The 26,478-nt window shown below is 70.2% G+C and carries 24 protein-coding genes; 14 read left to right on the top strand and 10 right to left on the bottom strand.

The window, feature by feature from the left end; translation table 11 throughout:
• Positions 1-55 precede the first annotated feature (55 nt).
• Entirely contained in the window at positions 56-1,300 is a 1,245-nt protein-coding gene (purD, locus tag ACN27F_RS18250) for a phosphoribosylamine--glycine ligase (RefSeq protein ID WP_421434921.1), read from the top strand.
• Positions 1,301-1,425: 125 nt separating this feature from the next.
• Positions 1,426-1,698 carry a DUF2795 domain-containing protein gene (locus tag ACN27F_RS18245; RefSeq protein ID WP_421434919.1) on the top strand — a complete coding sequence of 91 codons (273 nt, stop codon included), beginning with the start codon at positions 1,426-1,428 and terminating at the stop codon, positions 1,696-1,698.
• Between the two features lie 34 nt (positions 1,699-1,732).
• On the opposite strand, the gene ACN27F_RS18240 is transcribed toward ACN27F_RS18245, so the two are convergent.
• The 4 genes from ACN27F_RS18240 to ACN27F_RS18225 all read right to left on the bottom strand — a co-directional run bounded on the left by ACN27F_RS18240 (position 1,733) and on the right by ACN27F_RS18225 (position 6,469).
• Positions 1,733-3,307 (bottom strand): AMP-binding protein, encoded by a 1,575-nt coding sequence (locus ACN27F_RS18240; RefSeq protein ID WP_421434916.1) that lies wholly within the window; start codon positions 3,305-3,307, stop codon positions 1,733-1,735.
• Positions 3,308-3,447: 140 nt separating this feature from the next.
• Positions 3,448-3,900: an SCP2 sterol-binding domain-containing protein gene (locus ACN27F_RS18235; protein WP_421434914.1), complete on the bottom strand. Its 453-nt coding sequence runs from the start codon at positions 3,898-3,900 to the stop codon at positions 3,448-3,450.
• A gap of 152 nt (positions 3,901-4,052) precedes the next feature.
• The gene (locus tag ACN27F_RS18230) at positions 4,053-5,006 is read right to left on the bottom strand and encodes a MaoC family dehydratase (RefSeq protein WP_421434912.1); all 954 of its coding nucleotides are present in this window, start codon (positions 5,004-5,006) and stop codon (positions 4,053-4,055) included.
• Between the two features lie 53 nt (positions 5,007-5,059).
• Entirely contained in the window at positions 5,060-6,469 is a 1,410-nt protein-coding gene (locus tag ACN27F_RS18225) for a 3-oxoacyl-ACP reductase (protein WP_421434911.1), read from the bottom strand.
• 50 nt (positions 6,470-6,519) lie between these two features.
• On the opposite strand from ACN27F_RS18225, the gene ACN27F_RS18220 reads away from it, so the two are divergent.
• On the top strand, positions 6,520-7,812 hold the full coding sequence (locus ACN27F_RS18220) for an acetyl-CoA C-acetyltransferase (protein ID WP_421434909.1): 1,293 nt from the start codon (positions 6,520-6,522) through the stop codon (positions 7,810-7,812).
• Here ACN27F_RS18220 and ACN27F_RS18215 read toward each other — a convergent pair.
• Complete coding sequence (locus tag ACN27F_RS18215) at positions 7,796-8,464, bottom strand: IPT/TIG domain-containing protein (RefSeq protein ID WP_421434907.1); 669 nt, start codon at positions 8,462-8,464, stop codon at positions 7,796-7,798. The two genes, ACN27F_RS18220 and ACN27F_RS18215, sit on opposite strands and share 17 nt — an antisense overlap.
• Positions 8,465-8,734: 270 nt before the next feature.
• Between ACN27F_RS18215 and purB the strand changes: the two genes are divergently transcribed.
• A complete protein-coding gene (gene purB, locus ACN27F_RS18210) occupies positions 8,735-10,168 on the top strand; it encodes an adenylosuccinate lyase (protein WP_421434905.1) in 1,434 nt (477 codons plus the stop codon).
• Between the two features lie 121 nt (positions 10,169-10,289).
• Here purB and ACN27F_RS18205 read toward each other — a convergent pair whose 3' ends face one another.
• On the bottom strand, positions 10,290-10,709 hold the full coding sequence (locus tag ACN27F_RS18205; protein WP_421434903.1) for a YbjQ family protein: 420 nt from the start codon (positions 10,707-10,709) through the stop codon (positions 10,290-10,292).
• 119 nt (positions 10,710-10,828) lie between these two features.
• Positions 10,829-11,503 (bottom strand): S1 family peptidase, encoded by a 675-nt coding sequence (locus ACN27F_RS18200; protein ID WP_421434902.1) that lies wholly within the window; start codon positions 11,501-11,503, stop codon positions 10,829-10,831.
• A 406-nt stretch (positions 11,504-11,909) separates the two neighbouring features.
• Between ACN27F_RS18200 and purS the strand changes: the two genes are divergently transcribed.
• The 3 genes from purS (at position 11,910) to purL (ending at position 15,594) form a co-directional block, all read left to right on the top strand.
• Positions 11,910-12,173 carry a phosphoribosylformylglycinamidine synthase subunit PurS gene (gene purS / locus ACN27F_RS18195; RefSeq protein WP_421434899.1) on the top strand — a complete coding sequence of 88 codons (264 nt, stop codon included), beginning with the start codon at positions 11,910-11,912 and terminating at the stop codon, positions 12,171-12,173.
• Positions 12,170-12,853: a phosphoribosylformylglycinamidine synthase subunit PurQ gene (gene purQ / locus ACN27F_RS18190; RefSeq protein WP_421434897.1), complete on the top strand. Its 684-nt coding sequence runs from the start codon at positions 12,170-12,172 to the stop codon at positions 12,851-12,853. The genes purS and purQ overlap by 4 nt, the downstream gene beginning before the upstream one ends.
• A gap of 80 nt (positions 12,854-12,933) precedes the next feature.
• The gene (gene purL, locus ACN27F_RS18185; protein WP_421440288.1) at positions 12,934-15,594 is read left to right on the top strand and encodes a phosphoribosylformylglycinamidine synthase subunit PurL; all 2,661 of its coding nucleotides are present in this window, start codon (positions 12,934-12,936) and stop codon (positions 15,592-15,594) included.
• Positions 15,595-15,677: 83 nt separating this feature from the next.
• Here the strand turns inward: purL and ACN27F_RS18180 are convergent, their stop codons facing one another.
• Complete coding sequence (locus ACN27F_RS18180; protein ID WP_421434895.1) at positions 15,678-17,918, bottom strand: carboxypeptidase regulatory-like domain-containing protein; 2,241 nt, start codon at positions 17,916-17,918, stop codon at positions 15,678-15,680.
• 281 nt (positions 17,919-18,199) lie between these two features.
• Here ACN27F_RS18180 and ACN27F_RS18175 point away from each other — a divergent pair, with 281 nt between their 5' ends.
• The 5 genes from ACN27F_RS18175 to amcA all read left to right on the top strand — a co-directional run bounded on the left by ACN27F_RS18175 (position 18,200) and on the right by amcA (position 23,166).
• Complete coding sequence (locus ACN27F_RS18175) at positions 18,200-18,562, top strand: sterol carrier family protein (RefSeq protein WP_421434892.1); 363 nt, start codon at positions 18,200-18,202, stop codon at positions 18,560-18,562.
• 187 nt (positions 18,563-18,749) lie between these two features.
• Positions 18,750-20,339, top strand: coding sequence for an amidophosphoribosyltransferase (gene purF, locus ACN27F_RS18170; protein ID WP_421434890.1), 1,590 nt, complete (start codon positions 18,750-18,752; stop codon positions 20,337-20,339).
• A gap of 106 nt (positions 20,340-20,445) precedes the next feature.
• Positions 20,446-21,615: a phosphoribosylformylglycinamidine cyclo-ligase gene (purM, locus tag ACN27F_RS18165; protein WP_421434888.1), complete on the top strand. Its 1,170-nt coding sequence runs from the start codon at positions 20,446-20,448 to the stop codon at positions 21,613-21,615.
• A 203-nt stretch (positions 21,616-21,818) separates the two neighbouring features.
• Complete coding sequence (gene amcB / locus ACN27F_RS18160; RefSeq protein ID WP_421440286.1) at positions 21,819-22,922, top strand: cyclophane-forming radical SAM peptide maturase AmcB; 1,104 nt, start codon at positions 21,819-21,821, stop codon at positions 22,920-22,922.
• Positions 22,891-23,166 carry a multiple cyclophane-containing RiPP AmcA gene (gene amcA, locus ACN27F_RS18155; protein ID WP_421434886.1) on the top strand — a complete coding sequence of 92 codons (276 nt, stop codon included), beginning with the start codon at positions 22,891-22,893 and terminating at the stop codon, positions 23,164-23,166. Before amcB ends, amcA begins: the two co-directional genes overlap by 32 nt.
• A 183-nt stretch (positions 23,167-23,349) precedes the next feature.
• On the opposite strand, the gene ACN27F_RS18150 is transcribed toward amcA, so the two are convergent.
• Together ACN27F_RS18150 and ACN27F_RS18145 are read right to left on the bottom strand one after the other, a co-directional pair.
• The gene (locus ACN27F_RS18150; RefSeq protein ID WP_421434883.1) at positions 23,350-23,571 is read right to left on the bottom strand and encodes a DUF3073 domain-containing protein; all 222 of its coding nucleotides are present in this window, start codon (positions 23,569-23,571) and stop codon (positions 23,350-23,352) included.
• Between the two features lie 220 nt (positions 23,572-23,791).
• Positions 23,792-24,907 carry a Leu/Phe/Val dehydrogenase gene (locus ACN27F_RS18145; protein ID WP_421434881.1) on the bottom strand — a complete coding sequence of 372 codons (1,116 nt, stop codon included), beginning with the start codon at positions 24,905-24,907 and terminating at the stop codon, positions 23,792-23,794.
• Between the two features lie 180 nt (positions 24,908-25,087).
• Here ACN27F_RS18145 and ACN27F_RS18140 point away from each other — a divergent pair, with 180 nt between their 5' ends.
• Together ACN27F_RS18140 and ACN27F_RS18135 are read left to right on the top strand one after the other, a co-directional pair.
• Positions 25,088-25,927 (top strand): hypothetical protein, encoded by an 840-nt coding sequence (locus ACN27F_RS18140; protein WP_421434879.1) that lies wholly within the window; start codon positions 25,088-25,090, stop codon positions 25,925-25,927.
• Positions 25,928-26,216: 289 nt separating this feature from the next.
• Positions 26,217-26,426: a BldC family transcriptional regulator gene (locus ACN27F_RS18135; protein ID WP_007073996.1), complete on the top strand. Its 210-nt coding sequence runs from the start codon at positions 26,217-26,219 to the stop codon at positions 26,424-26,426.
• Positions 26,427-26,478: the final 52 nt, after the last annotated feature.

Here is a 26,478-nt window from a genome sequence, read left to right as displayed (position 1 = left end):
GGGACCTCGGCGGCCGGCTCGGTCGCAGCCTGATCCTGCTCTAGGATCGGGCGTCGTGCGCGTACTTCTCATCGGCGGCGGCGGTCGTGAGCACGCGCTCGCGCTGAGCCTGGCCGCCGATCCCGCTGTCGACCAGCTGATCGCCGCCCCCGGCAACCCGGGCATCGCGGCGGTGGCACAACGGCGGCCGGTCGCCGCGACCGACCCGCAGGCGGTCGCCGCCCTGGCCGTGGAGGTCGGCGCCGACCTGGTGGTGATCGGCCCGGAGGCGCCGCTGGTGGCCGGGGCCGCCGACGCGGTACGCGCGAAGGGGATCGCCTGCTTCGGCCCGTCCGCCGCCGCCGCCGAGTTGGAGGGCTCGAAGAGCTTCGCCAAGGGCGTGATGGCTGCCGCCGGGGTGCCGACCGCCCGCGCCGTCACCTGCCGTACGCCGGACGAGGTGGCCGCCGCGCTGGACGAGTTCGGCGCGCCGTACGTGGTCAAGAACGACGGGTTGGCCGCCGGTAAGGGCGTGGTGGTGACCGACGACCGGGCCGCCGCGCTGGTCCACGCACAGGCCTGCGAGCAGGTCGTCGTCGAGGAGTACCTGGCCGGCCCGGAGGTGTCGCTGTTCGTGGTCACCGACGGTGACGCGGCGGTGCCGTTGCTGCCGGCGCAGGACTTCAAACGGATCGGCGACGGCGACACCGGCCCGAACACCGGCGGCATGGGCGCGTACGCGCCGCTGCCGTGGGCCCCACCTGGCCTGGTCGACCAGGTGATGGCGGAGGTGGTGCAGCCGACCCTGGCACAGCTGCGTGAGCGCGGCACCCCGTTCGCCGGCCTGCTGTACGTCGGGCTGGCGATCACCGCCGGCGGTCCCCGGGTGATCGAGTTCAACGCCCGGTTCGGCGACCCGGAGACCCAGGCGGTGCTGGCGTTGCTGGAGACCCCGCTCGCCGGCCTGCTGCGGGCGGCCGCCACCGGCACACTCGCCGCTCATCCGCCGCTGCGCTGGCGGCCCGGGGCCGCGGTGACCGTGGTGCTCGCATCGGCCGGCTACCCGGCCGGCGCCCGCACCGGCGACGCGATCACCGGCGCGGAGCAGCCGGGCATCGTGCACGCCGGGACGGCCCGGGACGATTCGGGCGAGCTGGTCTCGGCAGGTGGCCGGGTGCTCTGCGCCACCGGTGTCGGAGCGGATCTCGGCCAGGCGCGCGAGGCCGCGTACCGCCTGCTGGCCGGGGTCGGGCTGGCCGGCGGCCAGTTCCGCCGGGACATCGCACAGGCCGCCGCACACGGCCGGGTCGCCCTGCCGTGACCCGACCGGGCGGGGCGGTGGCCAGATGCGACAGCGGCGGCGGGCCGCTCGTCCTGCGCTGACCCGGTCCGGGCGAGACCGGTCGGTCGCCGGATAGTGGGGCGCGTACCGGGTAACGCCCGGGTATGGCCAGCTACGAGGAGGTGCTGGGAAGCCTCAACGACCTGGACTTCCCGGCCGGCAAAGATTTGATCGTCGCCGAGGCGGAGCGCGCCGGGGCCAGTCCGGGCGTGCTGCGGGCGCTGCGGGCGCTCCCGCCGGTGGAGTACGCCAACCGGGTCGAGGTGGCCCGGTCGGCGGCGGTCGATCCGGCGCCGGAGCAGGACCCGGCGCAACGGGCGGCACGGGCCCGCTTCCGTGATCACCAACGGGTCGCCCAACACCTGCGCGAGCCGTGACGCCACGCCAACGGGGTACGACCGTGCGGCGGGTTCAGGTCCCGGCCGGGCGGGGCAGCTCACGAGTGATCACCTTGCCGGTGGCGGTGCGTGGCAGGGCAGGCAGGAACACCACATCCCGGGGTACGCAGAAGCGGGCCCGGTGGCGGCGGACGTACTCGCGGACCGCTTCGACGTCCAACGTCTCGTCCGGGTGCAGCACCAGGTAGGCGGCGAGCCGCTGGCCGTACTGCGGATCGGGCAGGCCGATCACCGCCGCCTCGCGGACCTGCGGCAGTCCGGTCAACAGGTCGGCCACGTCGGACGGGAAGATGTTCTCACCGCCGGAGACGATCATGTCGTCGGTCCGCCCGCCGATGAACAGCAGACCGTCGGTGTCGACGTGACCGAGATCGCCGGTGCCGAGCAGACCGTGTCGGCGCTCGCCGTCCGGCCTTGCGCCGCCGGAGGTGTAGCCGTCGAACAGCAACTCGTTGCCGACGAAGATCTCTCCGACCTGGCCGGCCGGCACCGGTGCGCCGTCGGGGGCGAGCACCATCAGCCGGGTGCCGTGTGGCGGGCGGCCGGCGGTGTTGGGTGCCCGCCGCAGATCCGCAGGCGTGGCGATGGCGGCCCAGGAGACCTCGGTCGAGCCGTACAGGTTGTAGAGCACGTCACCGTAGCGGTCCATGAACCGGGTGGCCAGCCCGCCGGCCAGGGCCGATCCGCTGACGGCCACCACCCGCAGCCCGCGGTGTCGCGGTGCCGGCACGTCGTGAACCAGGCGTTGCACCATCACCGGTACGGCGAACAGTGCGGTGCAGCCGTGCCGTTCGATGCCGGCCAGTGCGGCGGCCGGGTCGAACCTGCGGTGCAGCAGCACCGTGGCGCGCAGCGCGAACGCGATCTGCAGGGCGGCGTAACCCCAGGTGTGGAAGATCGGCGCGGCGATCATGATCCGGTCCCGGGCCCGCAACGGGATCCGGTCGATGATCGACACGAGCGGGCCGAAGCCGGTCGGCGTGCGGCGGCGGGCACCTTTGGGCACGCCGGTGGTGCCGGAGGTGAGCACGATGGCCCGCCCGTCGCGGGCCGGCGGGGCGATTCGGCCGGTCGGCGCGGTGGCCAGCAACTCGGCGGCACGGATCTCGTCCAGCCGGACCACCCCCGGTCCGACGGTGACCACCTGCTCGCCGAACTCGCGGTCGTGCACCAGCAGCTTCAGCCGCTGCTCGTCGGCTACCGCAGCCAGTTGCGGACCGGGCAGACCGGTGTGCAGCAGTACGACGTCGGCGCCGAGCAACCCGGCGGCGACCATCGCGGTCACCATGGTCGGATGGTTGCGGCACAGCAGGCCGATCCGGTCACCGGCGACCACGCCGAACCCGGACCGCAACGTCGCGGCCAGCCGTTCCGTCTGATCGAGCAGGTCTCGATAGCTGAGCTCACGGTCACTGTCGTCGATCAGCGCGATTCGGCCCGGATCCCGGGCGGCGGCCTGGCGCAGTTCTCCGGCGAGGCTGAATCCCCAACGGCGCAGGGCGCCGAGCTGTGCGGCGATTCGTGCGGGCGGACCAGGGTTGAGTACCCCGCGTCGGACGAGTGTGATGAACAGAAACGGCAGGTCCATGCTTCTCCCAGCTACCCGGACCTTCCCGGTGCTGGCGCACCCGCGCCGGGATTCGTCCGTGCAACAAGGAACACGTACCGGAGCGCTCCGTGGATCGCTCCGGTACGGCCGAGTTGTGCTGCCGCTGGTCGGTTGAGCGCTCAGCGCTTGGGAATGTCGAACAGGCTCGCCACCTGAGCGGCGAGGCCCAGGTCACCCTTTGCCTTCAGCTTGCCGCTCATGAACATCATCATCGGGTTCCCGTTGCCAGAAACGATCTTGAGGAACTCGACCGGGCCGAGGGTCAGGCTCAGCCGGGGGTCACCTTCCGCCGTGGGGGAGAGCTGGCAGGTGCCGTTGTCGATGACGATTTCGTAGGTGTCGGTGCCGCCGTCCGGCCGACCGGTGATGTTCCAGTGGACGACCGCGTTGGTGGCGCCGGCCTTCTCCGGTCGGAACAGGCCCGGCATCCGGTTGAACACCTCGTCGAGCACCTTGCCCCGCAGGTCGCTCTGCATCACCTCGGCGATCTTGGCATCCGGAGTCGACTTGACGAGCTTGGCCAACTCGGTGGTGTCTGCGGACGCGAACATGGCCGGATCAAATTCAGACATCGCATGCCCTCCAGGTCGGTTTTGCCGTATGTACCCTACCGTAAGTTAACTCGCCAGTAGCCTTGTCCGGGCGGGTGCCGGCGCCCCCGCCGGCCGGCCCTGCCGCCCAGTGCCGGCAGCCGGCGCAGCCACTCGGTCAGGCGGTCAGGCGGTCAGCTGAGCGGCTGGACCGTACCGGTCAGCTGCGTCCGGTCGGTCCGGGCCTGGCGTAGCGTGAACTCCCACCCGGCGCCGGTCCGGGCCGTGGCGAACGACACCGTGGCCGGCAGCAGCATCGGCGCCCTGAACTCCACCGCCACGGTGGATGAATCCGGCAGCCGGCCCTGCAGCGCGGCCAGGCACCGCGCCTTCATCCACATGCCGTGCGCGATCCGCCGGCGGTACCCGAACACGCGGGCCCCGAGCGCCGAGGTGTGGATCGGGTTGTGGTCGCCGGAGATCCGGGCGTACCGCGTACCGACCGACACCGGCACCCGCCACCGGGCGGAACCGCCCGGTGGCGCGGGTGTCGCGGTGCCAGGTGTCGCGGTGCCAGGCGTTGCGGTGGCGGTCCGGTCCGTCGGCCTGCGGCGCGGACCCTCCCGACGCAGGTACGTCGACACTCCACGCCACACCACCTCGTCGTCCACACTGGCCGTGGCGACCAGGTCGAACTGCCGGCCCCGCGGATGATCGCGCAACCGCTGCGCGCGTACCGCCAGATCGAGTGGCTCGGCCGCGTCGAGCCTGCGGCTGTTGGTGATTTGGTTCGCCACGTGCACCAGCCCGGCCAGCGGGAACGGGAAGTCGGGTGCCGACAGCAGGGTCAGCGCCAGCGGGAACGCGAGTACGTGTGGATATGTCGCGGGCAGCGTATCGGCCAGCCGGAATCCGCAGACCTGGTCGTAGTCGGCGAGGTGGTCACGGCTGACCAGCAGCCCGCTGAGCCGATACTCGACCCGGGGCAGTTCGTCCCCGCCCCGCTGCCCGCCGCCGCCGAGCCCGGCCAGGCCCGGTAATCCCGGCAGGGCGCCGAGCGCGGCACGCCGCAGCAGCGCTCCGGTCGGTGGTGGCTGGTCCAACTCGACGATCTGTACGGGTCTGGCGCGGTCGTACTCGTCAACCATCTCGCCTCCGCTACGTCCGTCTGGTTGCCTTGCCGGGCTGGGTGGCCTGCCGGTCAAGCGCCCAGCAGGCTCTGCCCGCAGACGCGGACCACGTTGCCGGTCACCCCGGCCGACGCGGGCGAGGCGAACCAGGCGATGGTCTCGGCCACGTCCACCGGCAGGCCACCCTGCGCCATGCTGTTCATCCGCCGGCCAGCTTCCCGCAGCACCAGCGGCATCCGGGCGGTCATCCGCGTCTCGATGAACCCGGGCGCGACGGCGTTGACGGTCACGCCCCGGCCCGCCAGCACCGGAGCCAGCGACTGCGCCAGCCCGATCACTCCGGCCTTGCTGGTCGCGTAGTTGGTCTGTCCGCGGTTGCCGCCGATCCCCGCGATCGACGCGACAGCGATCAGCCGGCCGCCGTCGGGGAGCAGGTCGCGGTCCAGCAGTACGTCGTTGATCCGCTCCTGGCTGGACAGGTTGACGTCGAGCACGCTGTCCCACCGGCCCGGGTCCATCCGGCCCAGGGTCTTGTCCCGGGTGATCCCCGCGTTGTGCACCACCACGTCGACCCGTCCGTGCCGGCCGGCGAGGTGGTCGGCGAGCCGGTTCGCCGCGTCGGGCGCGGTGAGGTCGAGCTGCACCGCCGTACCCCCGATCTCGTTGGCCACCCCGGCCAGTGCCGCACCGGCCGCGGGTACATCGAGCGCGACCACCCGGGCACCGTCTCGGGCCAGCACCCGGGCGATCGCCGCGCCGATCCCCTGCGCCGCGCCGGTGACCAGCGCGATCCGTCCGTCGAGGGGCCGGTCCCAGTCCGCCGGACGGGCATCTGCCGGTGCCGGGCCGACCCGGACGACCTGGCCGGACACGTACGCCGAGCGCCCGGAGAGCAGGAACCGCAAAGTGGACTCCAGGCCGGTCAGCGCGGGCGGGCCGGCGGCCTGCGCGGCCGGGTCGACGTAGACCAGCTGGGCGGTGCTGCCCCGGCCGAACTCCTTGCCGACGCTGCGGGTGAACCCTTCCAACGCCCGCTGTGCGGTGGCCGCCCGTGGCGACGGGCAGGCCTCGGGAGCGGTGCCGAGGACGACGACCCGCCCGCAGCGGGCCAATCCTCGGGCGACCGGGTGGAAGAAGTCGTACAGGGCGCGTAGTCCGGTGGTGTCGCCGATACCGGTGGCGTCGAAGACCAGCCCGGCCAGGGGCGGGGACGAGCCGGAGCCTTTCTCGGCGGCCGGCTCCTGGGCGGCTGGCTCTTGGCCGGCCGGCCGGTCGAGCACCTCGACACCGGCGTCGACCAGCAGGTGCCGGGTGGGTCCGGCGAGTTGCCCGCCCGGGGCGGCGCCGAGCAGCACCGGGCCGGACACCAACGGGTCGCCTGGGGCGTACCGGCGCAGTGGCGGCGGGTCGGGCAGGCCGAGCCGCCTGACCAGGGTGCGACCGGGACCGGAGTTGGCGAAGCTCGCGTACCTGTCACCCATGGGCGTATCCTACTCGCGAGTAGGGTGGCGGCAAGCCGAGGAGGGAACGCGTGGGCAGCATCCGCCGGGTCGTGATCGTCGGCGGCAACCGGATCCCGTTCGCCCGGGCCAACAGCCGGTACGCCGACGCGACCAACCAGGACATGTTGACCGCCGCCCTGGACGGCCTGATCGCCCGGTTCGGGCTGGCCGGCGAGCTGGTCGGTGAGGTGGCCGCCGGCGCGGTGCTCAAACACGCCCGGGACTTCAATCTCACCCGCGAGGTCGTGCTCGGCTCCACGCTCAACCCGCGCACCCCGGCGTACGACATCGGACAGGCCTGCGGCACTGGTCTGGAGGCCGCCATCCTGGTCGCCAACAAGATCGCCCTCGGACAGATCGAGGTAGGTATCGCCGGCGGTGTCGACAGCACCAGCGACGCGCCGCTCGCGGTGCACGACGAGATGCGCCGCACCCTGATCAAGGTCAGCGCGGCGCGTGGTCTCGGCGACCGGCTGAAGGCGGCCAGCCGGCTGCGCCCTGGCCAGGCCTTCAAGCCGGAGAGGCCGCGTAACGCCGAACCCCGTACCGGGCTGTCGATGGGCGAGCACGCGGCGATCACCGCCCGCCGGTTCGCGATCGACCGGCAGGCCCAGGACGAGCTGGCGCTCGCCTCGCACCTGCGCTTGGCCGCCGCGTACGAAAAGGGGTTCTTCGACGACCTGATGACCCCGTACCTCGGGCTGACCAGCGACCAGAACCTGCGGCCGGACGCGAGCCTGGAGAAACTGGCCCGGCTGCGGCCGGTGTTCGGCACCGGAGGGCCCGACGCCGATCAGGCCACCCTGACCGCCGGCAACTCCTCTCCGCTCACCGACGGCGCGGCCGTCGTGCTGCTGGCGAGCGAGGAGTGGGCGGCCGCCCGTAACCTGCCGGTGCTCGCCCGTCTCGGCCTGTCTGAAGTGGCCGCCGTCGACTTCGTGCACGGTGACGACGGGCTGCTGATGGCTCCGGTGTACGCGGTGCCCCGGCTGCTTGCCCGGGCCGGGCTGACCCTGCAGGACTTCGACTTCTACGAGATCCACGAGGCGTTCGCCGCCCAGGTGCTGGCCACTCTGGCGGCCTGGGAATCGCCGGAGTTCTGCCGTGACCGGCTCGGTCTGGACACCCCGCTCGGTGCCGTCGACCGGGCCAAGCTCAACGTCAACGGCTCCTCGCTGGCTGCCGGGCACCCGTTCGCCGCGACCGGCGGCCGGATCGTCGCCACCCTGGCCAAGCTGCTCGCCGAGCGCGGCTCGGGCCGGGGACTGATCTCCATCTGCGCGGCCGGCGGTCAAGGCGTCACCGCTATCGTCGAACGCTGACCGACGTCCCACGCCTGCCGCCGCCCGCTCTGGGCCCGGCCGCCAGCCGCAGCGCGGCACCGAGCAGGACCGCCAGCAATCCACCGGCCGCCAGCGTGCCGACCGGTCGCCCCGTCGTCGGCAGCCCGCCGCCGGCGACATCCGCGTCCGGCGGTCCGCCGTCGTCGTCCGGCGATCCGGTACCACCGCTCAGATCCGGCGGCGCGTCGCCGACGTGGTAGCGAAAGGCCACCCGGTTGGAGGTGCCCGCCGGCGTGGTCACGGTGATCGTCGGGGTACCGGTCGCGCACGGCGGCGTACGGAAGCTGAGCGCGTTGCCGGCCGAACTGACCGGCACCGCACTGGCCGGGATCGTCTGGCCGCACACCGTCACACCGGTCCGCCCTGGCAGGAAGTTGGTGCCGGTCACCGTCGCCGTGGTGCCACCTGCCGTCGACCCGCGACCGGGGTCCACCGTATCGATCATCGGCGCGACACCGGCCAGGTAGCGGATGCCGCCGCCAGCGAGGTCGAACCCCACTCCGGTGGCCTGGGTCGCCCGTCGGGCCTCCCGTTGGGCGGCGGCCGGACCGATCGGGACCGATCCGACGATCGCGCCGGCAGCTACGGCGACGGCGACCATGATCATGTTGCGACGTGTGGTGGTGCGCACGCTTCCTCGTCTCGAAGTGCAGCATCGCCGCACCGACGACGGATGCGGTGATCCGGTCGGCGGGCGGAAATCAAGAGTGGACCGCTCGGTGAAACGCCGAGCCCGACAGGCTGAACGAGGAGAAATACCTGCAGTTACGCAATTACCTGACATAGGGCAAATATCTGCGTCAGGCGTGGCCGGTCCAGGGCCGAAACGAGACTGCGGCCGCACGCCGCACGCCGCTGGCGGCGGCGTCTCGGGCCGGGCCGCCGTGACAGACTGCGGTACGTGACGTCGCGCCCGCAGATCCCCAACGTGCTCGCCAGCCGCTACGCTTCGGCCGAACTCGCCGCCATCTGGTCGCCCGAGGAGAAGATCCGGATGGAGCGGCGGCTGTGGCTCGCCGTCCTGCGGGCCCAGCGGGACCTCGGCGTGGCGCTGCCCGACGGTGTGGTCGAGGCGTACGAGCAGGTCCTCGACCGCGTCGACCTGCCAGCGATCGCCGAACGGGAACGGGCCACCCGCCATGACGTCAAGGCCCGGATCGAGGAGTTCAGCGCCCTCGCCGGGCACCAGCACATCCACAAGGCAATGACGTCGCGAGATCTCACCGAGAACGTCGAGCAGGTGCAGATCCGCGCCTCGCTGGAAGTGATCCGCGACCGGGTGGTCGCTACCCTCGCTCGGCTGGCCACCCGCGCGGTCGAGCACAGCGATCTGGTGATCGCCGGGCGTTCGCACAACGTGGCCGCGCAGGCGACGACGCTGGGTAAGCGGTTCGCCTCGGCGGCCGAGGAACTGCTCATCGCGTACGAGCGGTTGGCCGACCTGATCGGCCGGTACCCGCTGCGCGGCATCAAAGGCCCGGTCGGCACCGCCGCGGACCAGCTCGACCTGTTCGACGGCGACGCCGGCAAGGTCGCCGAGCTGGAGCGCCGGGTCGCCGCCCACCTCGGTTTCCAGCGGGTGCTCGACAGCGTCGGGCAGGTCTATCCCCGCTCGCTGGACCTGGACGTGCTCTCCGCGCTCGCCCAGGTGGCGGCGGCGCCGTCGTCGCTGGCCACCACGATCCGGCTGATGGTCGGCCAGGAGCTGGTCACCGAGGGATTCCGGCCCGGTCAGGTCGGTTCGAGCGCGATGCCGCACAAGATGAACACCCGGTCCAGCGAACGGGTGAACGGGCTGGCCGTGGTGATCCGCGGCTACCTGTCGATGGTCGGTGAGCTGGCCGGCGACCAGTGGAACGAGGGCGACGTCTCCTGCTCGGTGGTGCGCCGGGTGGCGCTGCCGGACGCGTTCTTCGCCGCCGACGGGCTGTTCCAGACGTTCCTGACCGTGCTGGACGAGTTCGGTGCCTATCCTGCCGTGATCGCCCGGGAGCTGGACCGTTACCTGCCGTTCCTGGCGACCACCCGGGTGCTGGTGGCGGCCGTGCGGGCCGGCGTTGGCCGGGAGACCGCGCACGAGGTGATCAAGGAACACGCGGTGGCGGTGGCGCTCGACATGCGCGAGAAGGGCACGGCCGACAACGACCTGTTCGACCGGCTCGCCGGCGACGAGCGGCTCGGTCTGAGCCGGGAGGAGATCGCGGCCGTGGCCGACGACCGGGCCGGGTTCGTCGGTGCCGCTCCGGCACAGGTGCAGGCGGTCGCCGACCGGGTCGCCGCGGTGGTCGCCGTACATCCGCAGGCCGCCACCTACCAGCCGCCCCCGATCCTCTGACCCCCGCCACCCGAGCGCGATCTCGGACTTGTCGAGGTGCGTAACGGACAATTCTTCGCGATAAGCCCAAGATCGCCGGGGCCGTGGCGGGGCTGGCTGGGCGGGAGCTGTGGCGGGGCGGTCACTTGCTGCCGGAGCCGGCCGAGCCGCCGGTTTCGTTGCCGGCGCTCGCGTCGGCGTGGCTCGCCTCGACCTTCGACTGCTTGGTGTCGTCCCCCGCGTCCGGCCGGATCTGCAACACCACCGCGGCGGTGCCGTACGCGCACAGTTCCATGTGCGTGCTGCCGACCTGGCGGGTGTCGAACCGCATTCCGATCACCGCGTTGGCGCCCTTCTTCTTGGCCGCCTCGCCGAGCTTGCCGATGATCTCGGTCCGGTACTTGGTGAGACTCGCTGGGCCTTCCGGGTCGGACTTGCCGCCCCGCAGCGCCTTGACGCCCTCCTTGAAGGGGTTGATCGACCGGACGACCGACGTCACCACCTCGCCGAGCACGGCTTTGATCTCGTAACCGGGAAGATCATTTGTCGTCACGACCAGCACGCAGTCGATGCTAGGGGCGGGAACTAACCAGATTACGGGCATTCGCCCGCCCTGCACCATCTGCCAAACGGAGCGGCGCGGACTCCGCGTGCGATCGCGGAGTCCGCGCCATCTACCGGTCAGACGCCGGCGATCGACTGGATCCAGGCGCGGTTGTACGCCACGCTGCCGTAGTTCTGGATGGTGGTCCCGTTGGCGGTGGACGCCACGCCGACCTGCTGGCCGTTGTAGAACTCCGGACCGCCGGAGTCGCCCCGCCACGCGTTGCCGTCGATCCGGGTGCTGCGGATGGCCCGGCCGCCGTACGCGTCGGTGACGCTGGTGCTGGTCACCCGGACCGAGGCCACCTTCAGCTGGGTCGAGGCGGAGCAGCCGCTGTAGCAGGTCATGCCCCAGCCGTAGATGGTGTTGGTCGAGCCGACCGGCGGGTAGCTGCTGGACAGGCTGACGTACGTCGTGCTGATCGAGCTGCTGAAGTAGAGCAGCGCGAGGTCGTAACGCGCGTACGCGGAGCTGACCGTGCGGGTCACGCCACCGGAGGACCGGTAGACACTGCCGACCCGTACCGACATCGTGCCGCTCACGCAGTGCCGTGCGGTCAACACCCAGTTCGGAGCGATGATCGTGCCGGAGCAGGTGAACGACCCGTTGCTGAACACGGCTGCGGCCCACGGGGCCGAGGAGACGGTGCCGCCGCCGATGATTTCCTCCGGGGCGGCGGCTGCGGCGGTGGGTGTGGCCAGCAGACCCACGAGGGTGGTGGCTACCGCGGCCATGGCCAGGCGAATGCGCATGGGGGTGGGGCTCCTTCCGAGGGGCGACCCGGGGTAGGGGTCGGTGAACCGCCACCGGAAGGGGTATCCGGTGCGCGGAGTGTCACAGCAGATGTCCGTTCGGTGACATCGGCTGGTTGAGAAGTGACGGTAAGGGCTTACCTGCCTATCTACAAGAATCAAATAGAGGTCATACGATGCCGTGATGTCCTGGGCCGTGGCGGCGGGTGCGGAAGGCGTTGATCTTTCGGCTGTGTATCCACGGCAATGGGTCAGGCCCGTTACCGGATCGTGGCTGATTTGTTGCCCGATCACCGGTTCGGCTCGTGGACCACGGTGCGTCGTACCCGGTGCCACCAGGTAGGCTGAGCCGTGCGCGGCCCGTTCGTGGCCGGCACCCCAACGCGTACACGGTCAGGAGTGCCACGTGGCTCGCGTCGTTGTCGACGTCATGCTCAAGCCGGAAATTCTCGATCCACAGGGCCAGGCGGTGGTCAATGCGCTGCCCCGACTCGGGGTCAGTGACGTGTCGTCGGTGCGGATCGGCCGGCGGATCGAGATCGAGTTCAGCGGCGAGGCCGACCTGGACCGGGCCCGCGAGATCGCGGACAAGATACTCGCCAATCCGGTGATCGAGGACTACTCCGTGCATGTCAGTGAGCAGTCCGAAGCGACGGACGATCCGGCATGAGTGCCCGCATCGGGGTGGTGACCTTTCCCGGCTCGCTGGACGACGGCGACGCCGCACGGGCCATCCGGTTGGCCGGCGGCGAGGCGGTCCGGCTCTGGCACGGTGACGCCGAGCTGCACGGCGTGGACGCGGTGGTGCTACCGGGCGGATTCTCGTACGGCGATTATCTCCGTTGCGGGGCTATTGCCCGGTTTGCCCCTGTAATGGAGGCGATCGTCCCAGCGGCACATGCCGGCCTGCCGGTACTCGGCATCTGCAACGGCTTCCAGATCCTGTGCGAGGCGCACCTGCTGCCCGGCGCGCTCACCCGCAACCAGCATCTGCACTTTCGCAACCGGGACCAACTCGTCAGGATCGAGACCACCGGCACCGCGTTCACCAACACCTATTCGATCAAGCAAGAGGTGCTCATTCCGCTCAAGAGCGGCGAAGGCTGCTACGTGGCGGACGAACGCACCCTCGACGAGCTGGCGGCGACCGGTCGGGTGGTGGCCCGCTACGTCGGCGGCAACCCCAACGGCTCGCTGCGCGACATCGCCGGTGTCGCCAACGCCGCCGGCAACGTCGTCGGGCTGATGCCGCACCCGGAACACGCTGTCGAGGAGTTGACCGGGCCGTCCCGCGACGGCCTGGGCTTCTTCACCTCCGTCCTCAAGTACCTTGCGGGAGTTCCGGCATGACCACCAGATCGCAGACGGCGGCCCAATCGGGCGCGGTCGCGAACACCGGCGCGACCGCGAAGACAGGCGCGGCCACGAACATGGGTGCGGTCGCCAAGACCGGTGGGTCCCGCGACGCAGCCGAGCACCTGGTGCCGATCGAGCAGTACGTCAGCACGCCGGACACCGTCGATCGGGCCGCCGGCACCGGGGACGAACTGCAGCCCTACCCGGAGCTCGGGCTCCGCGACGACGAGTACGAGCGAATCCGGCACATCCTCGGTCGCCGGCCCACCCAGTCCGAACTCGCCATGTACTCGATCATGTGGAGCGAGCACTGCTCCTACAAGTCGAGCAAGGTGCACCTGCGTCAGTTCAGCGAGAAAGCGCCGGCCAGCGAGCTGATGCTGGCCGGAATCGGGGAGAACGCCGGGGTCGTGCGGGTGTCGGACACCCTCGCCGTCACCTTCAAGGTCGAGTCGCACAACCATCCCAGCTTCGTCGAGCCGTACCAGGGCGCGGCGACCGGGGTCGGCGGCATCGTCCGCGACATCCTGGCGATGGGTGCCCGCCCGGTCGCGGTGATGGACCCGCTGCGCTTCGGTGCTGCCGACCACCCGGACACCGCCCGGGTGCTGCCCGGCGTCGTCGCCGGAGTCGGCGGCTACGGCAACTGCCTCGGCCTGCCCAACATCGGCGGCGAAGTCGTCTTCGACCCCTGCTACCAGGGCAACCCGCTGGTCAACGCGCTCTGTCTCGGGGTGCTTCCGGTCGACCGGCTGCAGAACAAGGCGGCCGCCGGTGCCGGCAACGTCGTCGTGTTGCTCGGCGCCAAGACCGGCCGCGACGGCATCGGCGGGGTGTCGGTGCTGGCCAGCGCCACCTTCGACGACGCCAGCCAGCAGCGGCGCCCGTCGGTGCAGGTCGGCGATCCGTTCACCGAGAAGCTGCTCATCGAATCGTGCCTGGAGTTGTACCAGGCGGGCCTGGTGGTCGGCATCCAGGACCTCGGCGGCGCCGGCCTGACCTGCGCCCTCACCGAGACCGCCGCCGCCGCCGGCACCGGCATGCGGGTCTGGCTGGAACGGGTGCCGCTGCGTGAGCCGTCGATGGAGCCACACGAGATCCTGGCCAGCGAGTCGCAGGAGCGGATGCTGCTCATCGTCGAGCCGGCCAAGCTCGACGCGGTACTCGCGATCGCCGACAAATGGGGCGTCCTCGCCACCGCGATCGGGGAAGTGACTCCGGCCCTGCCGGACGGACAGCCCGGCCGGCTGGTGATCAGCTGGCGCGACCACGTCGTGGTCGACGTACCGCCCGGGTCGCTGGCCGACGACGGACCGATCTACGCCCGCCCGATGCGTGAGCCGGCCGACCTGATCCTGCTGCAGGCGGACCGGGCCGAGACGCTGCCCCGGCCGGGCACACCGGACGAGCTGCGGGAAACCCTGCTACGCATGGTCGCCTCACCCAATCTGTGCGACCGGACCTGGGTGACCGAGCAGTACGACCGGTACGTGCTGGGCAACACCGTGCTCGCCCAGCCCGAGGATGCCGGGGTGATCCGGATCGACGAGCGGACCGGGCTCGGCGTCGCGCTGTCGGTCGACGGCAACGGCCGGTTCGCCCGGCTGCACCCGTACCACGGGGCGAAGCTCGCCCTCGCCGAGTCCTACCGCAACGTCGCGGTCACCGGCGCCCGCCCGGTGGCGGTCACCAACTGCCTCAACTTCGGTTCGCCCGAAGATCCAAGCGTCATGTGGCAGTTCGCCGAGGCGGTCCGCGGCCTCGCCGACGGCTGCGCCGAGCTGGGTATCCCGGTGACCGGCGGCAACGTCAGCTTCTACAACCAGACCGGGGCCGCCGCCATCCATCCCACTCCGGTGGTCGGCGTGCTCGGCGTGCTCGACGACGTCGCGCAACGCATCCCGATGGGGTTCCTGCCACCGGTGCACCCCGACGGTGACCTGATCATGCTGCTCGGCGAGACACACCTTGAACTGTCCGGCTCCGAATGGGCCTGGGTCACCCACCAGCACCTCGGCGGTACGCCACCAAAAGTCGATCTGGACCGGGAACGGACACTCGCCACGGTGCTCGCCGAGGCCGCCCGGGTCGGTCACATCAGCTCGGCACACGATCTTTCCGACGGCGGGTTGGCCCAGACCATCGTGGAGGCGTGCCTGCGCCGCGGGATCGGGGCGCGGATCGCGCTACCGCCGGAGTTCACCGACGGGTCGATGCCGTTCGTGTTCCTGTTCAGCGAGTCGGCGGGGCGGGCCGTGGTCGCGGTGCCGCGGGGCCGGGAGAAGGCGTTCACCGCGCTCTGCGTCGAGCACGGACTGCCGTGGACGATGATCGGCGTAACCGATCCAGGCGCGCGGTTGCTGGAGATCCGCGGCCAGTTCACCGTCGGGCTGGACGAGTTGCGGGAGGCGTACTCCGGCACGTTGCCGGCGCTGTTCAGCGGCGTCGGCCCGCGGCCGGTGCCGGCCGAGCCGAACGACCCGGATGCCACCGGGCCGGCGCCCGCCGCCGACTCGGTCGCCGTGGACGTGCCGACCGGCGAGGCGGCAGCGACCGTCGACGTCGATCCGGAAAGCGCCGAGGCCGAGGCGGTCACCGAGCCGGCCGAGCCTGCTGACCAGCCCAGCGAGGCTGCTGGCGAGCCCGCCGAGCCGGCGGACACGCCTGCTGCTGCGGCGGACGACACCGACAGCGCGCAGCCGGTGGATCGTCCGGCTACCAAAGGTTCTGACTGACGATACGGTGATGGGGCCGGGATCGACAGCTCCCGGCCCCATCCACCATATTGGCCGCACCGCTGAGCGGTGCCGCGTCTGCGTCAGTCGTCGAGCCAGTCCAGGGAACGCCGTTCTCCACCGCGTCCGGACGGTGGGGCGGATCCGTGCCGCGGCTGGTCGCCGGCCGGCGGCTGTTCTCCGTACTGCTGTTCTCCGTACTGCTGTTCGCCGCCGTAGCCGGAACCACCATAGGCAGGCTGGCCGTACGGCTGGTCGTAGCCGCCGCGCTGATCCGGGACCCGGCCTGCGTAGCCGCCGTCACCGGGCGGCGGATAGCTGTCCCGCTGGTCGTGCTGGTCGTAGCCGGTGCCGGCTGGTGGCCCGTATCCCTGCGGTCCGGGCTGACCGCCGTACCCGGGCCCGTAGCCCTGAGCCGACCCACCCTGGCTAGACCCGTAGTCGCCTCCACCGCGATCGGCACCGTAACCGCCGGACTGGTACCCGCCACCTGGGGCTGGCGCGCGACTGTCGCCGTAGCCGCCGCTCGCGCCACCGTAGCCGCCGCCACTGTCCGAACCGTAAGCCGAGCCGCCCGGGTATCCGACCCGTGGTGGCTCGGGGCCGCGCGGAGGCGGTGGCGGGTCACCACGGTTGGGCTCGACGCCGCCGTACGCCGACGAGCCGTACGACGATCCACCCCCGCCGTAACTGTCCGGTGCGTAGCGGCCGGTCGGCTCGTCGTAGCGCTCACCGCCGTAGCCTCCGGCCGGATTGTCGCCGCCGTAGCCGCTGCCGCCGTAACCGCCGGCGGAGTAGCCTCCGCCCGCGCCGGGGTCGTTGCCGTAGCCCCGTCCCCGGTAGCTGCCCGGGTCCTCGGCCGGCGTCCGCCCGGACGGCGCGCCGTACTGGCCCGGCACGGAAGCGTTGCCGTAGCCGCCCGGTCCGCCTGACGAAGGTGCGTTGCCGTAGCCGCTACCCGAGGACGGCGCGTTGCCGTAGCCACTACCTGAAGACGGCGCGTTGCCATAGCCGCTACCCGAGGACGGCGCGTTGCCGTAGCCGCCCGGTCCGCCCGAGGATGGCGCCGCCGCACCGTAGGGCCCGCCGGACGATGGGTCGCCGCCGTAGGCGCCGGACCGGGGTACTCCGGCAGGGTTGCCGTAGCCGCTGCCGTAGGTTGGCTGCTGGGGCGGTGGCCCGCCCCAGCCGGGCGGCTGCTCGCCATGGCGGGAGGGCTGAGTACCGGCGGCCGGGCCTTGGCCGGGCGGAGCACCGTACGGGTCGCCGAAGCCATCCTTGATCGGCGCCATGTTGTGCAGCATCGTCGGCGCGTCCGACAGACCGGGACGGGTGATCATCGTCGCGTCGGAGACGGGGCCCTCCGGCATGGCGACCCGGGTCGCGTCGTCCTCGGGACCGTGGTAGATGCCACGGCTGCCCGGTGCTGCCGCACGACCGCCACCGCCACCACCGTCGTCGCCGGCCGATTCCGGGTCGTCTTCGACGTCATTGTCCTTACGGCGGACCAGCAGCAGCACGATAGCGCCGACGCCGAGGGCGACCAACAGGCCACCCATGATGATCAGGAGCCAGGAGCCCATGCCGCCACCCGAGCTCTCGTTCGCGAGGTTCTGCGTGTCGACCGGGGCCGAGGGAATGGCGACTTCCCCGCCGGTCGGGGTCGGTTCGGCGGATGCCTCTGTGGTGGGCGACGGGGTCGGTGACGGGGTCGGCTCGACGTTGGACTTCAACGTGATCCTGTCGACCGTGATCGACTGCCCGGCCGCCGCGGTGATCCGTTTCGGCTCGCTGCGGTCATAGCCTTCGGCCACGGCCGCGATCCTGATGTCGCCAGGGGCGATCGGACGGTCCGTGGACGAGGTGAACCGGTAGTTGCCGCTGGCGTTGGTGGTGGTGTCGTAGTTGTTGTTCTGCGAGTCGCTCATCGCGACGACGGCGCCTTCGATCGGCTCGCCGGTCGACACGTCGGTGACCTTGCCGGCCACCTCCTTGACCCGTGGCGCCTCCTGCGGCCCCTTGACGGTGATGTCCCGTTGCGCGTTGCCGGTCTCGCCGCCTACCTCGGCCCGAATCTCGACACGGCCGTTGCGAGTCTGGTTGGTGCCGACCTCGCCGGCCACCAGCCGGACCGAGTAAGTCTTGCTCTGCTGCAACTCGATGGTGTCGGTGAAGTCGCAGGAGCCTTCGCACCGCAGCTCACCGATGCTGGTGGTAACCCGAATGTTGACCGAGGTCTCGCCGCCCTCCTCTTCGGAGTTGGCGTTGCGTACCTCGAATTCGAGGGTGGCCTGCTGACCGGAGTTGAGGGTGCCGCTGGACAAGCTGCGGATGGTTACCTGAGGAGGAACGGCTGAGGCCGGACCGGCGGGGAGGCCGAACAGTGTGACGGCAGCCAGTGCTGCGACAACACCGGCCCGCGATAGCCAGGCTCGTCGGTGTGTTGTCACGTCCACCGCCTTCCGGTTTGATCCATCCCCGCGCCGGATATCGGGCGGGGCCACCCGTGACGAGTACACCGTCGGCAACTATGCCTTGCCGGGACGGATCGGCGCGACCCAGGGCCGGGAGGAAGCCGCGTCAGCGTAGGTCGTATCGTCCTTATGTGTCCTCTAAGCACGATAAGTCCGCCGCCGTTGTCGCGGTCTTGGATGCGTTGGCGGCCGGTGCTCCTCCGCCGAACACCGAGTTGCGGGACGCGGTCCGGGCACTGCTCGCGGGCTTGGCCGGGCGGGCGCCAGGCCGATCGGTGGAGGTGCGTGTCCCACCTTACGGTGCAATTCAGTGTGTAGCCGGGCCGCGACACACCAGAGGTACGCCACCGAACGTCGTGGAGACGGATCCGGTCACCTGGGTGCTGCTGGCAACCGGACAAATCGGATGGGGTACTGCACAACAGAACGGGCGGATCACCGCGAGCGGCCCCCGGTCCGACTTGTCGCCGTACCTGCCTGTCTGGGATGTCTGACCTGCCGGACAGCGACAACCAGGCAGCGCGGCGGCGTGCCGGAGACCGGGTGGACGGCCCGACTGGCGACGCCGACCGGGTGGTGTCGGGCCAAAAGGAGCACTCTGGGCCAACTGGAACCTCGCGTACACTGATCCGCGACGGGTAGTCCTTGCAGACCAGGCATACCAGTACGAGGGAGCGGCAGGTGCCTCGAGGCGACGGCCGGTTGACTCACGACCTTGATCCCCAACGACCCGGTCCGCAGGACGCGTGTGGCGTGTTCGGTGTGTGGGCACCGGGCGAAGAGGTCGCCAAGCTCAGCTACTTCGGTCTCTACGCGTTGCAGCACCGCGGCCAGGAGGCCGCGGGGATCGCCGTCAGCGACGGCTCCGGTGTGGTGGTCTACAAGGACATGGGCCTGGTGGCGCAGGTGTTCGACGAGCCCACGCTGGCCAGCCTGCGCGGGCATCTGGCCATCGGCCATGCGCGGTATTCCACGACAGGCGGCTCCACCTGGGAGAACGCTCAGCCGACGATCCGCGCCAACAACGCCGGCACCACGATCGCGCTGGCCCACAACGGTAACCTGGTCAACACCGCTCAGCTGGCCCGCGAGGCGGCCGAACGCGGCATGCCAGCGGACGGCTCGACCTCGGACACCGCCCTGGTGACCAGCCTGCTGGCCAGCCGTCCGGACCTGTCGGTCGAGGCCGCCGCGCTGGAGGTGCTGCCGACGTTGCGGGGCGCGTTCAGCTTCGTCTTCATGGACGAGACCACCCTGTACGCCGCCCGCGACCCGCACGGTGTCCGGCCGCTGGTGCTGGGCCGGCTGGAACGCGGCTGGGTGGTGGCGAGCGAGACGGCCGCGCTGGACATCGTCGGCGCCACCGTGGTGCGCGAGGTGGAGCCCGGCGAGTTGATCGCGATCGACGAGCACGGCCTGCGTTCGGCCCGGTTCGCACCACCGGATCCCAAGGGCTGCTTGTTCGAGTACGTCTACATCGCCCGCCCGGACACCACGATCGCCGGTCGCAACGTGCACGCGGCCCGGGTGCAGATCGGGCGCAGGCTGGCCCGTGAGCACCCGGTGGAGGCGGATCTGGTGATCCCGGTGCCGGAGTCGGGTACCCCGGCGGCGATCGGCTACGCCGCGGAGTCCGGCATCACCTACGGCGCCGGCCTGATGAAGAACTCGTACGTGGGGCGCACCTTCATCCAACCGTCGCAGACCCTGCGCCAACTCGGCATCCGGCTCAAGCTCAATCCGCTGCGCGAGAACGTACGCGGCAAACGCCTGGTCGTCGTCGACGACTCGATCGTGCGCGGCAACACCCAGCGGGCCATCGTCCGGATGCTGCGCGAGGCCGGCGCGCTGGAGGTGCACGTACGCATCTCGTCGCCACCGGTGAGCTGGCCGTGCTTCTACGGCATCGACTTCGCTACCCGGGCCGAACTACTGGCTAACGGTCTGGATACGGAGGGTATCCGTCGTTCGATCGGTGCGGATACCCTGGGTTACGTGTCGCTTGCCGGGTTGATAGCCGCAACCGAGCAGCCGAAGACACGATTGTGTCGAGCGTGTTTCGATGGGGAGTACCCGATCGAGTTGCCAGCCGGCAACCTGATTGGTAAGCACGTGCTCGAAGGTGTGGACCGCCGGGTCGCTGGCGGGGTCGGCCATCTGGGGGACACCGCAGAGCAGGACTACCACCAAGCCGGGGTCGACCGTTCCGGCCCGGGTGTTCAACCGGTCGCTGCCAGCACCGGCGGCGTTGACGCCCTGCACCGCCAGTAGCACCGATCGGACCGGCCACGCTAGTCCCGGTCGGCAGCCCGAGTCGAGCGATCCTCGACAGCTACCCGACGCGGCCCCGGCCGCGAGAAGCACAAAGGGGAGAACCGTGACGCACGTGACTGAGCGCGGCAGCGCGGATGTCGGCCCGACTGCCGACGGTTCCGGCGCCCGGACGGTCAACCGGCAGCCGTGGACGGCCGGTTCCGGCCGAGGACCCCGCAAACGTACGGTGACGTACTCCGACGCGGGTGTATCGATCCATGCCGGTGAACGCGCCGTGGAGCTGCTCAAGTCGAAGGTGCGCAAGACGACCCGCCCTGAAGTGATGGGCGACATCGGCGGGTTCGCCGGATTGTTCCGGCTCGACGTCCAGAAGTACCAGCGTCCGATCCTGGCCTCCTCGACCGACGGGGTGGGCACCAAGCTCGTCATCGCTCAGCAGATGGACATCCACGAAACGGTTGGCATCGATCTGGTCGCCATGGTCGTCGATGATCTGGTCGCCTGTGGCGCCGAGCCGCTGTTCCTGCTCGACTACATCGCCTGTGGCGAGGTGGTGCCGGACAAGGTCGCCGAGATCGGCGCCGGGATCTCCGACGGCTGCCGCTACGCCGGGTGTGCGCTGCTGGGCGGCGAGACCGCCGAGCATCCGGGTGTGCTGCGCCCTGACGAGTACGACGTCTCCGCCACCGGCGTCGGGGTGGTCGAGGAGAGCGAGATTCTTGGCCGGGACCGGGTCGAGGTCGGCGACGTGGTCATCGCCATGCGCTCCTCTGGCCTGCACTCCAACGGGTACTCACTGGTCCGCCACGTGCTGCTGGGTGCCGGGCGGATGCGGCTGGACACCGTCGTCGACGACTTCGGCCGGCAGCGGACGCTGGGTGAGGAGTTGCTCACCCCCACCAAGATCTACGCGCGGGACTGCCTGAAACTGATCGAGGAGTGCGAGGTGCGGGCACTCGCCCACGTGACCGGCGGTGGAATCCCCGGCAACCTGGTGCGGATCCTCCCGGAGAACGTCGACGCGCTGGTCAACCGGGCCACTTGGCGGCCGCAGCCGATTTTCGACCTGGTGCAGGCGAAGGGCCGGATAGAGGACGGCGAGATGGAGTCGACCTTCAACATGGGGGTCGGGATGTTCGCGATCGTCTCCGCGCAGGACGCCGATCGCGCGCTTGCGTGCCTGACCGGCCGGGGCATCGAAGCCTGGCAGGCCGGCGACATCATCGAGGGCACCGGCACCGTACAGATGGTCGGTCACCACACTCGGGGCTGATCGCTGCGGCGATCGGCGTGTGCGCTGTGTGACATGCCTCATATCAAATGCCGGCTGGGGCCGGCGTCGCCCGAGAGCGCTTCACCGTGGCATCTTTCCCAACCTAGCCTGAGATGACATCCGGACAGGCAGGAGGAGGGAGGATGACCAGGGACGAAACCCGGCAGGACCGGTCCGCTGCGGCTGCACCGGCTCCGCTGGGGATGCGTGGGGTGGCCAGGATGCCCACGTACGTGGTGATGCAACCCACCACGCTGTGCAACCTTGACTGCAGCTACTGCTACCTGCCGATGCGGGCCGCGAACCAGCGGATGCCGCTCGCCGTCGCCACGGCGGTGGCTGACGCGGTCAACGGATGGGCGGCCCAGCGTCGGTTCTCGGTGGTCTGGCACGGCGGTGAGCCGCTCGCCGCCGGACAGGACCATTTGGCCGCCCTGCTGACCCCGTTCGATCCCGGGGTCGAGCATCATGTGCAGACCAACGCGACGCTGATCGACGACACCTGGTGTGACTTCTTCCGCCAGCACCAGATGCGGGTCAGCGTCAGTGTCGACGGTCCCGCGCCACGTAACGACGAGCGGCGTGCTCGCGGAGGGCGGCCGGCATACGACCAGATCATGCGTGGTATCGAGGCGCTGCGCCGACACCGGATCACCTTCTCGGCCCTGTGCGTGGTCAGCGACCCACGTCCCGGTCTGGCGACCGAGTTGTACGACTTCTTCCTGGATCTCGGGTGTGACGTACTTGGCATCAACATCGAGGAAACCGAGGGCGTGAATCTGCGGTCCAACAGATGGTCGGCCCAGGCGGTCTCCGGGTTCTGGGCGGAGCTGGTCGGTGCCTGGCGGCGGGCGCCGCGCATCCATCTGCGGGAGGTCGAGTGGTCACTGCGGTACACGGCGGCGGTTCTGGACGGCACCGCCGACCTGGTGCTCCCACGCCATCTCGACCCGATCCCGACGGTCGGGCACGACGGCTCGGTGGTGCTGCTCTCGCCGGAACTCGCCGGGTTCTCCGACCCCCGGTACGGAGATTTCAGCAGTGGGAACGTGCTCGATACCGGATTGGCCGAGATCCTCGCTGCGCCCCAACGGGCCAGTTGGATCACCGAGTTCCTGGCCGGCGTGGAGGCATGCCGCGACAGTTGCCCGTACTTCCGGTTCTGTGGGGGTGGCCATGCTGCGAACCGCTACTTCGAACACGGGCGTTTTGACGGTACGGAGACCAACCACTGCCGTAACAGCAAGATCAGCCTACTGGAGGGAGTGTTGGCCCATGCCCGAGATCAGCAGCGGTCTGCAGCCTGAACGGGTCAGCGAGCATGACACCGGAGCATCGGGACCGCCCACGGCAGTACGGGACCTGGACGGAGCGGATCCGGTCGCGGATCGCGTCCACGCCGCCCGGCAAGGACTGGCGCTCCTGTTGGCCGAGGCGGAGCTGGCCCGCCGGCAACGCGACGAGGCGGCCGGCACCGACAGCGCGGTGTGTGCCTGGAACCACTTCGAGAACATCCCGACGTTCTACAACTGGAACAACCGACCACGCTGACGCCTACCCACGACAGAGCTCGCGGTAGCGCGCGTTGAAAGATCCGGTGGTGCGCCTCCACCATGGGAGCCGCGCACCACCGGATAGCGGTGTTCCGACGCGCGTCAGACGTACCGGGCCGGAGTCCTCGTCGACATGAATCAGCACGCGGTCGCTTCCGCGTGCTTCTCTCCAGCCGGACCCTCAGCGGGGCGAGGAGGACGTCCAGTTGCCCCGGTCGTCGTCGGCTTTGTCGTCCTCGTCATCGTCGTCGAGGTACGGATCGTACTCGTCGTCGAAATCACGGTCCGACTTGCCGCTGCCGGCGAGCTCTCGCTGCAAGGCGGCGAGGTCGGTGTTCGGGGAGTGATATTTCAGCTCCCTGGCCACCTTTGTCTGCTTGGCCTTAGCACGGCCGCGCCCCATGGCTCGACCCCCTCGCACAGAATTCGGGGCAGCCCGAAGGCGGGCCCCGATGACGTCAGGCATCTCTCGTGGCTCTTACGGTACATGGGTAGACCCAGGTTCGGCACCTCGGGTTGCATCGGGTCGTCCCCGCGAGTCATCGATTACCTGTCAGCAGCGAGCCGATGGTGGGGTAAGGAGCCCATACCCCGCCGCTCGTGACCCGGCGCCGTCGATTCGGTCACCGTAGGTGGATCGTGCGTAACCGGCCGATCTCGGCCATCCGACGTTCGGCCAGCCGGTCGGCCGCGACCGCCGGCGGCACCCCTTCCTCTTCAGCGGCGCGCAGGATCTGCCCGGTCGTGTCGAAGATGCCGGTGGTGCGTGCCTTGGCCCGCTCGAAGTCGAACCCGTACCGACCGGTGGCCGACGGGGTGGTGGCACCGGTGGCCTCGTCCGCCACCTGGATCACCCCGCCAGCGTTGATCACGTAGTCCGGCACGTAGAGGATGCCCCGCTCGGCGAGCATCTTCTCGATGCCGGGATGGGCGAGCTGGTTGTTCGCGGCTCCGGCGACGACCGCCGCTCGCAGCACCGGCACCGTTTCGTCGTTCAACGTCCCGCCGAGCGCGCACGGTGCGTAGATGTCGAGATCACCACGGATCAGGGCATCGGTGTCGGTGACCAGATCGACCTGCGGGTAGCTGTGCCGGGCCCAGTCCACGGCGCGGTCGTCGACGTCGGTGGCCACCACCGACGCACCGTCGTCGATCAGGTGACCGGTCAGCTGCCGACCGACCTTGCCGAGACCGGCGATGCCGATCCGCCGGTCACGCAGGCTGGTGGTACCCCACCGGTGTTCCGCCGCCGCCCGCATCCCCTGGAAGACGCCCCAGGCGGTGAGGATCGACGAGTCGCCGGCCCCGCCGGCCTGCGGGCTGCGTCCGGTCGCGTAGCGGGTCTCCCGGGCCACGATGTCCATGTCGGGTACGTAGGTGCCGACGTCGCAGGCGGTGTAGTAACGCCCGCCGAGTGACTCGACGAACCGCCCGTACGCCCGCAGCAGTGCCTCTGTCTTGACCTGCTCGGGATCACCCCAGATGACCGCCTTGCCGCCGCCGAGGTCGAGTCCGGCGGTGGCGTTCTTGTAGGCCATGCCACGGGACAGTTCCAGCACGTCGCGCAGTGCGTCGGCTTCGGACGCGTACGGGTGGAACCGGGTGCCGCCGAGTGCGGGTCCCAGCGCGGTGGAATAGATGGCGATGATGGCCTTCAGCCCGGTCGGCTGGTCCTGGCAGAAAACGACCTGTTCGTGCCCGGCGGTGTCCGAGCCGCTGGTGGTGGCGAAGACGCCCATGTCTGCTCCTGAGGCGGTGTGGGGCACCCTCGTGAGGTGCGTCCGGTAGACCCGGGCCGGTGGGCCCGCGTGAATGAGCCTAGTATCGGCCGGTAGCGCCGGACGTTCTCCCTTGTCTCCGGGCGGGCCGTTTGCCCCTGCCAGAGGCAATGTCACGGGTTTTCGTGGGAGGATCGCGCCGTGCCGTCCCTCTTCGCTTCCTATCTGCGGGTCTACGAGCCGCTCGCCGCGTTCGACCGCGAGCGGCAGATCTACTGGCGCCGGTACGTCCGGGAAGGTCGTGCCGTCGGCCCCTTGGAGGGGCCGGGCCGACAGCGCACCGCGGTCATCGAGGCGTTGGGCGCCGGCTGGACCCGCCTGCCGGATCTGCCGGACGAAGCCTATGTCCTGGAGTCCGACGACACGCTGCTGGTCTGTCCGTGGAATCTGCGGGTGCGCGTGGCGGAAGCAGCGTTGAGCGCCCGGGACGGAGTGCCTTCGGTGCTCGCCGACGCCTTCGTCCCGCCGATTCTGGCCGGGCAGGCGCGGGCGGTGGTCGACGACTGGCGTAGCGGCGCACGGGTGCTGGAGCAGGGCGTGCCGCGGTTGCACGAGCAGGTCGCCACCTGGGGGGTGCCGCTGCGCTGGTTCGTCTTCGTGGACCTGGCCGAACGGGAGCTGGTCACCGCCGCGTCGCGGCGGGCGTTGCGCTACCGCACCGAGATTTCCAAGGCTCGGCGCCGGGCGTCGCGAGGTTTGTCCGTCCTACGTAAGTCGGTGGGCGATGCGCCGATCACCGAGGCGGTCGAGGAGAGCGCGCGGTGGCTGGAGGAGTTCCACCCACGCTCCGTAGTCGAACTCGACTACGGCGGGTTGGTGCGGCTGCTACCGGACGACTCGCTGACCGACGACGACTCGCCCGGATTGGTGGCAGCCGGGCTCGCCGCGTTGTCTCGGGGCGACGCCGACGACGCCGGCGAGGCGTACGAGAAGCTTGTCGCCCGCTGGCGCGCCGTGCAGTTGCTGGAACGCTGCAATTAGTAATCATGAATGGTATTGCATCGGGACAAAACGGGTCGTAAATACTGTGTCATCTGGCATGAATCCTGAAGAGAATTCGTAATCAGGCGTTCACGACCGGTGATCAAGAGTCCGATTAAGATATGTTCTGGTATAAAATAAGTACAAAAATCGGTCATTGCTCATCCGTCCATCCAAGGACGTTCGGCCGTTCGGCCCATGTCGGACATCGGGGACTAGCCGGACCATGGGAGACGCGTCGGCCGGCGGGACCCCGGCCGATGTCTATAGCACTGTGGAGGAGTGACTGATGGCATCGCGTACGCACGAACCAGAGCCGTTGCTCACACCGGCCGAGGTGGCGTCGATGTTCCGAGTCGACCCGAAAACCGTGACCCGGTGGGCGAAGGCCGGCAAGCTTAGCGCCATTCGGACGTTGGGCGGCCACCGCCGCTACCGGGAGTCGGAAGTACGTGCCCTGTTGCAGGGGCAGATTCCCCAGCAGCGCCAGGGTGATTGACAAGCCTCTCTCCAGATGGGCTGACATCGGCTACGCGTAAGGGCGGTGATCC

This window comes from Solwaraspora sp. WMMB335 (assembly GCF_049179075.1).
Taxonomy (GTDB): Bacteria; Actinomycetota; Actinomycetes; order Mycobacteriales; family Micromonosporaceae; genus Micromonospora_E.
Note: the sequence above shows the minus strand (reverse complement) of the source record. Positions and strands in the feature narration are given on the sequence as shown.